At 43.3% G+C, this 11,300-nt stretch carries 11 protein-coding genes and 1 pseudogene; 7 read left to right on the top strand and 5 right to left on the bottom strand.

All coding sequences use genetic code 11. The annotated features are described in order from the left end of the window. Positions 1 to 1,187 (bottom strand): annotated as a pseudogene (locus LDL35_RS10895) (hypothetical protein); the annotation flags it as partial. 544 nt (positions 1,188 to 1,731) lie between these two features. Here LDL35_RS10895 and LDL35_RS10890 point away from each other — a divergent pair. The 7 genes from LDL35_RS10890 (at position 1,732) to LDL35_RS10860 (ending at position 7,725) form a co-directional block, all read left to right on the top strand. Then, entirely contained in the window at positions 1,732 to 2,145 is a 414-nt protein-coding gene (locus tag LDL35_RS10890; protein ID WP_011448959.1) for a molybdopterin dinucleotide binding domain-containing protein, read from the top strand. Further along, positions 2,145 to 3,476, top strand: a complete 1,332-nt coding sequence (locus LDL35_RS10885; protein ID WP_011448960.1) for a formylmethanofuran dehydrogenase subunit B — start codon at positions 2,145 to 2,147, stop codon at positions 3,474 to 3,476. Before LDL35_RS10890 ends, LDL35_RS10885 begins: the two co-directional genes overlap by 1 nt. After that, the gene (locus LDL35_RS10880; protein WP_304022363.1) at positions 3,476 to 5,191 is read left to right on the top strand and encodes a formylmethanofuran dehydrogenase subunit A; all 1,716 of its coding nucleotides are present in this window, start codon (positions 3,476 to 3,478) and stop codon (positions 5,189 to 5,191) included. The genes LDL35_RS10885 and LDL35_RS10880 overlap by 1 nt, the downstream gene beginning before the upstream one ends. Positions 5,192 to 5,205: 14 nt before the next feature. After that, the gene (locus LDL35_RS10875) at positions 5,206 to 6,006 is read left to right on the top strand and encodes a formylmethanofuran dehydrogenase subunit C (protein ID WP_304022362.1); all 801 of its coding nucleotides are present in this window, start codon (positions 5,206 to 5,208) and stop codon (positions 6,004 to 6,006) included. 110 nt (positions 6,007 to 6,116) lie between these two features. Then, a complete protein-coding gene (locus LDL35_RS10870; protein WP_304022361.1) occupies positions 6,117 to 7,139 on the top strand; it encodes a hypothetical protein in 1,023 nt (340 codons plus the stop codon). A gap of 18 nt (positions 7,140 to 7,157) precedes the next feature. Next, the gene (locus LDL35_RS10865) at positions 7,158 to 7,430 is read left to right on the top strand and encodes a hypothetical protein (RefSeq protein WP_304022360.1); all 273 of its coding nucleotides are present in this window, start codon (positions 7,158 to 7,160) and stop codon (positions 7,428 to 7,430) included. Positions 7,431 to 7,515: 85 nt separating this feature from the next. Then, a complete protein-coding gene (locus LDL35_RS10860; RefSeq protein ID WP_304022359.1) occupies positions 7,516 to 7,725 on the top strand; it encodes a molybdopterin-binding protein in 210 nt (69 codons plus the stop codon). Positions 7,726 to 8,003: 278 nt separating this feature from the next. On the opposite strand, the gene LDL35_RS10855 is transcribed toward LDL35_RS10860, so the two are convergent. The 4 genes from LDL35_RS10855 to fdhD form a co-directional block, all read right to left on the bottom strand. Continuing rightward, a complete protein-coding gene (locus tag LDL35_RS10855; RefSeq protein WP_304022358.1) occupies positions 8,004 to 8,747 on the bottom strand; it encodes an ABC transporter ATP-binding protein in 744 nt (247 codons plus the stop codon). Beyond that, positions 8,747 to 9,559 carry an ABC transporter permease gene (locus LDL35_RS10850; RefSeq protein WP_304022357.1) on the bottom strand — a complete coding sequence of 271 codons (813 nt, stop codon included), beginning with the start codon at positions 9,557 to 9,559 and terminating at the stop codon, positions 8,747 to 8,749. The genes LDL35_RS10855 and LDL35_RS10850 overlap by 1 nt, the downstream gene beginning before the upstream one ends. Positions 9,560 to 9,571: 12 nt before the next feature. Beyond that, a complete protein-coding gene (modA, locus tag LDL35_RS10845) occupies positions 9,572 to 10,378 on the bottom strand; it encodes a molybdate ABC transporter substrate-binding protein (protein ID WP_304022356.1) in 807 nt (268 codons plus the stop codon). A 204-nt stretch (positions 10,379 to 10,582) separates the two neighbouring features. Continuing rightward, on the bottom strand, positions 10,583 to 11,300 hold a 718-nt coding region (fdhD, locus tag LDL35_RS10840), incomplete at its 5' end, for a formate dehydrogenase accessory sulfurtransferase FdhD (protein WP_304022355.1).

Genomic DNA, 11,300 nt, shown 5'->3' with positions numbered 1-11,300 from the left:
CAGGAAAAATCTCCCTGGAACATGACAAGAGAACGTGACAATCTGCGAATCTCATTTGTAATCATCTTTTGATTCCTTTTAACACCCTTATTATTGAATGCCGGGATGAAAAATTCATGTTCCATTCCCGCGACCTCAAAAATTAGTTCTGTCAGTGAAGCTGGATCATTCTCACCCTGAATAATCATATCCTGAATATTTTGCAGATTTTTTTCAAATACATAGCGGATCTTTTGCTCTTTTTTTAAATTGTGAAGAATATATCCACGGACCGGAACATATCCAACTAAAACCGTACACTCTTTTAAAAAACAAGGTTGGCCCATATATGAACACTCAATACCCGGACTAGTTTGTTCATCCCAATCCATTATCGTGGTCCGTGCGGGATCATAGGAGATGTCGGGTCTAATAATAAAGGGGTACCCAATTGAGGCTAAATTTTGGATGAGGACAGGTGAAAAGTAATCCCAGTTTGGTAAAAGACTTCCTCCTGGTATTCTGCCTGAACTTATAATACTTAATGATTCCTCAATAAAATTCCTTCTTATATCGGTCATTTCACATCCGGTAAGGACCCTGAGTTCTGGATCATATATCATCCGAATTCCCAAGTCCCCTTCAAGCAGATCTTTATAGGAATACCCTTCTCCCCGTGACCCCTTAAAAAGGGAATAATCTGTTACTCTCCCGGACATAATGATACGTTTGTCAGAAAAATTGTTAATCATCGAGAACATGCGAGAAAAAAGTCCAATTACCGGCCGATTCGAGATAGTATGGAGAAGTTGGAAGATTGAAATAGGATCAGCAATCACTCCTGGAATCAAATGTGAAATCCAGGTACCAGAGAGCCATGAATTTACCTGCCTTATAGAACAGGGAAGAATAAGCCGGTTTATTGCCAAAACCAGGAGGAGTGAAACTTCCTCAGGAGAAAAACAGCTTAAAAGTGCTTCAAATAGTTTATACTCACGGATTGCCCAATGAGCCGGTATATATTGTCCAAAATCATACACCCCCCCGGTCTTCGGGATACGTGTCTTTCTGACTGGTGCACCATCAATATTTCGTCCCAGATATTTTGTTTTCTGTTTCCATTTCCCTGAAATTTCGTCAAAATAGGGGGTAATTTCATACAGATATTCATGACCTTTGATCTTCTTTTTCCTGATAAATGGTTTCATGTCTGAATCGATATTGCGTAGTGCCTAACTCATTCTTAGGTTTGTATCGACTAATAATGTTTTACATCATGTAGATTTGTTATGCTTAATTTTTTATAAAGAGAATAGCTAAGAACCCCCTTACAACAAATTGGGGTTTATAAATACTTTATAAACTAGCGATCATAAAAGGGGGGTTTTAACTATCCTCTAAAGTAAATTGTCATATTCAAAATTTAGGTTGGGGCTTAATTGTTGAATTATTTTTCAATTTAATCTTATCAATAGGCTCACATTGCCAGGGTTTCATGACACAACCAGATCCACTTTCCTTCCTTTCAAGGACATTTTGTTTTTCGTCGATTTATTCACCTCATGTCACTCGAAGAATTGATGCCTAACTTCACATTACGAATATGTTCTTATAGAGATATCCAAAGAATACATGATACGATCAGGATTCATGCCCTGCCTATCGGGGAAAGGGTACATCTGCCTGATCTTATCTGCAAAAATTCAAAACAGTTCGGGTGTTTTGAAAAATATAGGATTTTCGGGAGATCCTATGAAAGCAAAAAAAACGTTAAACATGATAACCCAGCGGGCTGTTGAAGAAGGTATTGCCATGGAGATCGGGAAAACTTCACGGCAGTACTTTGACGCCTGCAGCATCATCGAGATGAACGAACAGGACATGAAAGAACTTGGTATTATGAAAAATACCAACGTCCGTGTAAAAAGCGAATCCGGTGAAGTGGTGGTGAAAGCAGTCGTTGGTCGCCAAACCTGTTATCCTGGCCTTTGTCATATCAGACAAGGAGTCTGGGCGAACCAGGTTGTTCCCCCACGAACCCAGTCAACCGGTGCACCCCAGTACAGTGGATTTCCGGTAACGGTCGAACCTGTTCCAAATGAACGGTTGAAAACTGCCCTTGAACTGGTTCAGGGTGCTGTCGGTATGTGGAAGGGTGACCAATAATGCCAAAAGTAATAGAAAATGTCGGATGTCCCTATTGCGGATGCTCCTGTGATGATGTCCGCATTACTGTTTCAGACGATGGAAAGGACATTCTGGAAGTAGAAAACGTCTGTGCAATCGGAACGGAAATCTTCAAGCACGGTTGTTCTAAGGATCGGATCCGACTTCCCCGTATGAGACAACCGGATGGCTCCATGAAAGATATTTCCTACGAGGAAGCAATCGACTGGACTGCACGACATCTGCTTAAGGCCAAAAAACCCCTCATGTACGGGTTTGGGTCTACCAATTGTGAAGGTCAGGCAGCTGCAGCACGTGTAATGGAAATTGCAGGGGGTATGCTTGATAACTGTGCAACTATCTGTCACGGACCATCGTTCCTTGCAATATTCGACAACGGATATCCCAGCTGTACACTAGGAGAAGTCAAGAACCGTGCAGACGTGATCGTCTACTGGGGGTCTAACCCAGCACATGCGCACCCACGTCATATGTCCCGGTACTCTATCTTTCCGCGTGGTTTTTTCACCGGAAAGGGCCAGAAAAAGAGGACTGTCATTGTCATCGATCCCCGGTTTACTGACACAGCAAATGTAGCAGATTATCATCTCCAGGTTAAACAGGGTCATGATTATGAACTTTTCAATGCCTTCCGAATGGTCATTCACGGCCATGGAAAAGACCTTCCTGATGAAGTCGCTGGAATTAAAAAAGAGACGATCCTTGAAGTTGCAGAGATCATGAAGAATGCCCGGTTTGGAACTACATTCTTCGGGATGGGTCTGACTCATACTGATGGAAGAAACCATAATATCGACATCGCTATCTCCCTGACTCGTGACCTGAACAAGATCTCAAAATGGACCATCATGGCAATGAGAGGTCATTATAACATTGCAGGCCCTGGGGTGGTCTGGTCCTGGACATTCGGGTTCCCTTACTGTCTTGACCTTACCAAACAGAACCATGCCCACATGAACCCTGGTGAGACCAGTTCGGTTGATATGGCCATGCGTGATGAAGTCGATATGTTCATTAATATCGGAACCGACGCCGCTGCACACTTCCCCATTCCTGCAGTAAAACAGCTTAAAAAACACCCCTGGGTTACTATTGACCCAAGCATCAATATGGCATCCGAGATATCTGATCTGCACATCCCAGTCTGTATCTGTGGTGTTGATGTCGGTGGTATCGTCTATCGAATGGATAATGTGCCAATTCAGTTCAGAAAAGTCATCGAACCACCGGAAGGTGTCATGGATGACGAGACTCTCCTGAATAAGATCGCTGACCGTATGGAAGAACTGAAAGCGAAGGGTGAAGCCTGATGTCAGAACTTCTTATTAAGAACGGGTATATATTTGACCCAATTTCAGGAATAAAAGGAGATAAAGCAGATATCGCCATCAAAGACGGGAAGATCGTTGACAAGGTATCCTCAAAGGCACAGGTCATCGATGCATCAGGAAAGACCGTCATGTCTGGTGGAGTGGATATCCATACACACGTATCAGGTCCAAAAGTAAACACGGGCCGGATGATGCGTCCGGAAGACAAGTTTTTCCGTGGGTCATACCGTGGCGGGATTATAAAACAGGGTAAGCGTATGGAGATGGGTTTTTCGATTCCGTCCACATACAAGACCGGTTACGCATATGCCCGAATGGGATACACCTTCACAAACGAAGCAGCAATGCCACCACTTCTGGCACCACACGTGCATGAAGAGTTCCGTGACACCCCCATCCTAGACCAGGCTGCCATGCCGGTTTTCGGTAACAACTGGTTCTGCTTTGAATATATCAAAAACAAAGAACTTGAGAACAATGCAGCATACGTTGCATGGCTGCTCAATGCCACCAAAGGTATTGGTATCAAGGTCGTCAATCCAGGTGGAACCGAAGCCTGGGCATGGGGAGAGAACTGTACAACCATCAATGATCCGGTCCCGTACTTTGACATCACCCCTGCAGAGATAGTGAAAGGGCTAATAGAGACGAACGAGTACCTTGGACTTCCTCACTCAGTCCACATCCATGGGAATAACCTTGGAAATCCCGGTAACTACAAGGACACCCTGGACACGCTTCGTCTTGCCGAATCATACAAAGCAAAGAATAAATTCGGCAGAGAACAGGTTCTTCATAACACTCATATCCAGTTCCACAGTTATAAAGGAACTTCCTGGGCTGACTTTGAGTCAGGTGCAAAGGAAATCATGGATTATGTGAATGCCAACAAGAACATCACATGTGATATCGGACAGGTCACTCTAGATGAGACGACCACAATGACTGCTGACGGTCCATTCGAGTATCACCTCAACCAACTTAATCACATCAAATGGGCAAACGTTGATGTCGAACTTGAGACCGGCTCTGGTGTTGTGCCCTATATCTATGACAAAAATATCAAAGTATGTGGTATTCAATGGGCAATCGGGCTTGAACTTGCACTCTATGCAAAGGACCTGATGCGGGTTCATATCACTACCGATCATCCGAATGCTGGACCATTCACTCGGTACCCCTGTGTCATCAAGTGGCTGATGTCCGAGAAAGCACGTAAAGAAACCCTTGACACTATGAAGTGGAAAGACAAAGTCATTGCTGCAAGTAACATTGCCTCAATGGACCGTGAACTCGGCCTTTATGAAATTGCCATGATGACCCGTGCCGGCCCTGCAAAAGCCCTCGGACTTGCAGCCATATATGGTAGCCTTGTAAAGGGTGCAGACGGAAACGTGGCAATCTACAACCTTGATGCGAATGATCTTCCGTCAGATCCTGAACTCATCGAAGCGGCCTTCCAGAACACTGCGTATACCATCAAGGAAGGTGTAGTTGTTGTTAAAGATGGAGAAATAATTGCAGAGCCGCATAAATACACCCTCTGGACGAAAGTCAATATGCCTGAAAATGCACAGGTTATGCATGACATCAAAGAGAAATTTACCAAGAACTACACTGTGAATCTAGAAAACTATGCAGTATTTGATGAACATGTGCACAATCCACGGGCAATTGAACTGGATGTAGCATAAAGGAGGAATGAAGAATGGAAACCATAACAATGACTCTTGTACAGGAGCCTGAATTATTCCTTGAATGCTATAGTGTCACTCCGGACTTATTTGCAGGAAAAAGCCTTGCAGAGATTGCAGATCTTCCGGCACATGAAGGAAAGATTCAGTGGAAACTTGGAGATTTTTTTAAATTTGAAGGAAAGGCCGGTGAAACCGCTGCTGATACGAAGATCGTGGTAAACGGAAATGTGCGCCGGATGAAGCGATTTGGACAGCAGATGACTGCAGGTGAGATCATCATTAACAGCGATGCTGATATGTATATCGGTGGCTGGATGAAAGGCGGTAAGATCACTGTGAAAGGTAATGCAGACAGTTTTCTTGGTATCGCCATGGAAGGTGGAGAGATCCTGATTGAAGGCGATGCACAGAACCATGTTGGCAGTGCTTATCGTGGAGACTGGCGTGGTATGAGTGGTGGGCTTATCAGGGTAAAAGGAAAAGCTGGAAATGATATTGGCACTGCCATGACCGGCGGGACCATCATCATCGAAGGTGATGCATTCATCCATGTCCTCACCCATGCAGAAGGAGGCACCGTCATCATCAAGGGTGATGTCGAGGGTCGTGTCGGTGGCCAGATGGTTAAGGGAGATGCATACATCCTTGGTAATCTGCTTTACCCACTTCCTGGTTTTAAGAAAGTTGCAACCGTTGAAAAAGAAGTCGATGGCGTAACCTATACCTTTGATCAATTCATCGGAGACCTTGGTGAGCGAAAGGAAAAGAAGAAAGGTGAAATTATTTACGGGAATATTTTCCTTAAAAAATAAACTTTTTTATGTATCTACCTTATATATTCCTATAATTATTTATTTCTGCAGAATCAGAGTGTTAAATAAAATATTTTTTATTTCTTGAAAGTTCAATAATGTGATACACCATGAGTGATGAGATACACGAGATCCTGAAAATTCCTGACCTGCCGGTTATTGAGATTGTAGATGACCTGGTGCAGGTGTTCAAAGAATTTATGGTCGTGAATGCTGCTTTAAAACTTGACCTGTTTTCATGGCTTGCAGAAAACGGACCGGCAACTCCTGAAAAATTGGCTACAGGAACCGGAATCCGGGCGGAATATGTAACCAGTCTTCTTGGTATGCTCTATTACCTTGATATGGTCAGAAAAGCAGGGGTTGAGTTCTCGATATCTCCTGCTGCCCGGATGAATTTCGTCAGAAACAGTCCTTTTTACCAGGGGGACTATATCATAAATCTCCCGGCAGACGATTCACCATGGAAGGATCTTGCTGTGTATCTGACAAAGCCTGAACAGAAAACGACATTTGATACGTCTTCTCTCCAGGCAGTTCGATCAGAAGCAAATCATGCTCTCCGCGGAACGATTCAGAGTGTGACAAATGTACTGAAGACATGGGATAGGTTTTCGGATGCAAAAAAATTCCTGGAAATGAATGGAGGACATGGTCTGTATGCCATTGCGGCCTGCCAGAATAATCCGCAGATGACAGCAACTGTTCTGACCGGATCTGCTGACCCCTCGGTTGCCAAAGAGTATGTTGTTCGTTTTGGTATGGAGGACCGTATCCGTGTTCTACCTGGCGATTTATCTGTATACACCGATCAGGGATGTGATATAATTCTCATCGCTCATGCTCTCTATAGTATGATTGACAGACTTGATGATGTTCTCTCAAAGGTGTCATCTATTCTGACGCCGAATGGACTTTTAATCTCTAATCACTGGTTCTCACGGCCGCCTATTGGTACTGGTATGCAGGGATTATATGAACTGGAACTTGCCATCCACAACCATTACCATGAACTGCCGGATAAGGAACTTTTTGAATCTTTGTGTTTGAAACACAATCTTCCCATTCTTCAGGCTGGAGCCATAAGGTCCCGGTATGGGGAATCAACAATTCACATGGCAGAAAAAAAGTAATATATGGAGATATCTGGTATGAGCAGACATAAAATTGAGAAATTCACTCCATTTGACCGACTGAGCGACGAAGAACTTCGTAATGCAATGATTATGCATATCAGGATGGGATATATCCTGAAATTCCCTGGAAAATCCAAGGATGCTGAGGATGTTGCCAGGGGGATTGTTGGGAAGCTTACCCTTGAGCAGATGAAAGAAATTCATCCTCATACGTTTTTCACTAATAAAAACGGGAGCGAACGCCCCAAAAATCCATATGATCTTGCAATGGAACTGATTCAGGGATAAGTCATTTCGATGGAATGCTAGATTTACAGTGTGGGGATTGAAATAATCACCACGTGTCATCGTCATCAAAAAATCAAGAGAGAAAATGAGAATCAGTGCACGTAATTCTATCAAAGGGACCATTAAGTCCATAACGAAAGGCACGGTTAACAGCGAGGTTATTCTCGATATTGGGAATGGGGTTCTCCTTACCTCAGTTATTACCACCCATGCGGTTGAGAATCTCGAACTGAAAGAAGGAAAAATTGCATGGGCATTAATCAAGTCTTCCGAAGTAATGATTGCTGTTGAATAACGAGAGAGTACAAACGCATATGGATAATACCCATGATTTGTTGTTTTTGTTGAGATTGACAGGTATACACCTGATGCGATTCAGGCAATATCAGATGTACCGTTTATGGTTCAATAATCGAAAAATATTCGGACAGATATCGGGTAACCAGACCCATTTCTTCCCTTGCACCAAGACTCCTGTGTATCAGAGCAACTCTCTTGAATCTGACTATAAGGATAGATATTTCATTCCTCCTCCATATGTCTTGAAATAATGATGAGTGGGAATTAGACCACCTAGTCAATAGCAATCTTTGAAAAGCTGATATATTCATCAGAAATATACCGGACTTGTGGAGATCCTGAATGTTTCTCCAGTTCATTCGGTTGTCCGGTCCAGATTATTTTCCCTTCAGCAAGGATTATCACCCGATCACCCATTATCTCTGCATCTTTTAGTGAATGGGTCACGATGATTGATGGTTTGCAGCTTTTCACCAATTCTTCCCTGAGTTCTATCCGGATTTTTTCTCGAGCCTGCCGGTCAAGAGCAGTAAGTGGTTCATCAAGAAGAAGGAGATCCGGTTGAATAACGAGGGCACGAGCCAATGCCACTCGCTGTCTCTGTCCTCCCGAAAGGTTGGTGACTCGTTCATACATAAGATGTCCGACACCCAGGTCGTCTAATATGTGTTGAACTCGTTTGTGGATCTCTACGGATGCCATACTGCGTCTTCGAAGACCAAATGCAACATTCTCGAATGCAGACATATGGGGAAAGAGAGCATAATTCTGGAATACGTATCCGATATTCCGGTCTTCAGGAGGAAGTTCTACAGACGTACAGCCGGAGTACAATATTCTCTCATTCAAGGATATTATTCCTTCATCAGGGTTTAGAAGTCCTGCAAGAAGGTTTAATGTTGTAGATTTCCCTGATCCATTCTCCCCGAGGAGAACAAGAACTTCACCTGAACGAACACTCAGTGATACATCCAGGTCAAAATCCCGAAGACTCTTTTTTAATTGTACTTCAAGCATCAGGCAGACTTCCCGGACAGGATACGAATGAGAACCAGAATAACAAAGGATATTGCAATAAGAACGATTGAGAGCGCTATCGATGCAGTCAGATTACTTTGCATAAATCCATAAATGGCAAGTGGCATTGTCTGTGTTTTTCCAGGTAAATTACCTGCGACCATGATAGTTGCACCGAACTCTCCAATTGCACGCGCAAAACTGATAATAATGCCCGAAATCAACCCGGTACGGGCAAGGGGAGCCGTAACTTTTATAAATGTGATAATAGGACCTGCGCCAAGTGTTCGTGAAGCGGATTCGAATACCGGATCCACCATCGCAAAGGCACTCTTCGCCTGTCTGATGTATAGTGGACCGGCTACAAAAACCTGGGCGATAATTACCGCAAGTGTGGTGAATATAATGGTGATTCCCATTTCACTGAGCGTACTTCCTAATAGACCGCGTCTACCAAGCAAAACCAGGAGGGACAGCCCTGCCACCGAGGGAGGAAGAACAATGGGGATGTCTATGAGGGTCTCGACAAATTTTCTACCAGAATAATCAACCCTCGCATTCAGAAATGCCAAAGGCGTCCCAAGTATTACAATAATCGCCGTGGCTGTAGTTGCTGTTACTAATGACAATAAAATCGCACTTTGGACATTTGGCTCATAAATTGTGTTAATAAATTCTTCAGGAGTTATTCGCAGAAAGAGTGAGAGGAGCGGTAATGTATAGAAGAGAATGGTAATGAAGACTATTAGGCCAAAAATGAGAATTATTAATCCTTTACTTCCCCGAAAAGAAGATGATGAGCCTGATTTCATACTCCATTACTATTATGCGGGAAGGAAGTTGTAGTTTTTCAGCACATTCTTTCCTTCATCTGAAGTAAGGAGTTTCATGTACTCTTGTGATAGTTCCTTTTCGTTTGATTCAGAGAGAATACCGCATTTATAAATTGCAACGATGTTGAATTCTTCAGGAATCTCAATGATTGTTATCTTGCTTGCAAGATCCCTAGTAACATCAGAGTAGTAGGTAATTCCTGCATCCGCTTCACCAAGGGCAACTTTTGCGGTTGCACCTGCAACATTTGTCTCTTCTGAAATGATATTTGCCCTGAATCCATCAACAAAGGTCTTTCCAAGATCAGTGCTGTTCAGAGTCTTGTTGAGCATCTGCTCGGTGTATTTTCGCACTGGAACTTCTGATGTTTCACTGACAATCTTCACACCTGGGGTTGCAAGATCTGCAAGGTTCTTGATTCTGGCCGGATTGCCAACAGGGACGATAATTGCAAGTTTATTGGTTGCATATTCAGTAACACTGTCGTTTTCAATCATCCCTTCCTTTTGCAGGTTATCCATATTTTTGGTACTAGCCGGGAGGAAAAGATCTGCATAGGCACCCTCCATGATCTGGGTTTCAAGAGTTGCCGAACTGTCGAAATTTGCGGTAACCTTTACACCCGGATGTGCTGTTTCAAAGATCGGTTGCATGTCACCGAGTGCACCGGTCAAAGATGCGGCGGCAAAGATTATTATTTCTTTTTCATCTGCTTCTGCAGCAGAAACTGAACAGATCAAACCTAAGACCAGCAGAAATGCCAGCCCTAGTGATACATATGAATGCGTTGTTTTCATGAATCACACTCCGAATACCTAAGTACGATCTCATATTTATTAAACTATTTTATTTTAATTATTTGTTAAATTAAATGGATAAATATACATAAAATGGCAATTTCAAACATGAGTAGATAATTTCAACATACATAGGTACACTCTGACAAAAACCGAATTGGAAATAGATTCTTAAGGTGTTTTCTTCTTATTCCATTCCAGAAATTACGAGAATAATATCCGCTGATATCCCGTATATATCGTCATATTGGGCGGCCTGACAAACCCGGCCAGAGTCATGTTTACTATCTTTGCAAACTCTATTCCTCCGGCGAATGCCGCATTATTCGATATCATCACTGGAATTCCTGCACGGTATGCTTTTGCAACCATATCAACCGGGAGTCTTCCTGAACAGACCAGGTAACACCGGGAGAGATCCGCCCCTTTTAAAATAGCCAATCCGACCGCTTTGTCCACCGTTGTGTGCCTGCCCATATCTTCAACTCCACTGACAACGGTTCCCTCCTCATCGATAATAAGGCTGCAATGCATACCGCCGGTCCGTTTCCAGATAACTGAGTATTCATTGACTTTATCCATGGAATCCAGGATGGTCTTTGCACTCATAGTAAAACCGTCAGGAAGAGGGTTTTGCATCCCTCCGGGGAGCAGATCACGACAAGATCCCCCAGAACTGTTTTTAGAAAATTTACCGGATGGCACAGAACCAGTCCCGGTTCTCACGGAGATATTCGGAAGACTGATTGTAATCTCCTGAATCTCTTCACTGGAACAGATATAACCTTCACAAATAAGATACCCAATGGCAAAGGCTTCAAGGTCAAGCGGGGTTATCGAGAGATCACCAATGATGCCGCCATTCAGAGTGAAGATTATCCTTGACTCAGTACATACCTCGACGGTAGTTTCCCAAATTTCA

It is taken from the genome of Methanospirillum hungatei (assembly GCF_020216685.1).
Lineage (GTDB): Archaea > Halobacteriota > Methanomicrobia > Methanomicrobiales > Methanospirillaceae > Methanospirillum > Methanospirillum hungatei_B.
The sequence above is the reverse complement of the archived record's forward strand: the minus strand, read 5'-3'. Positions and strand labels throughout refer to the sequence as shown.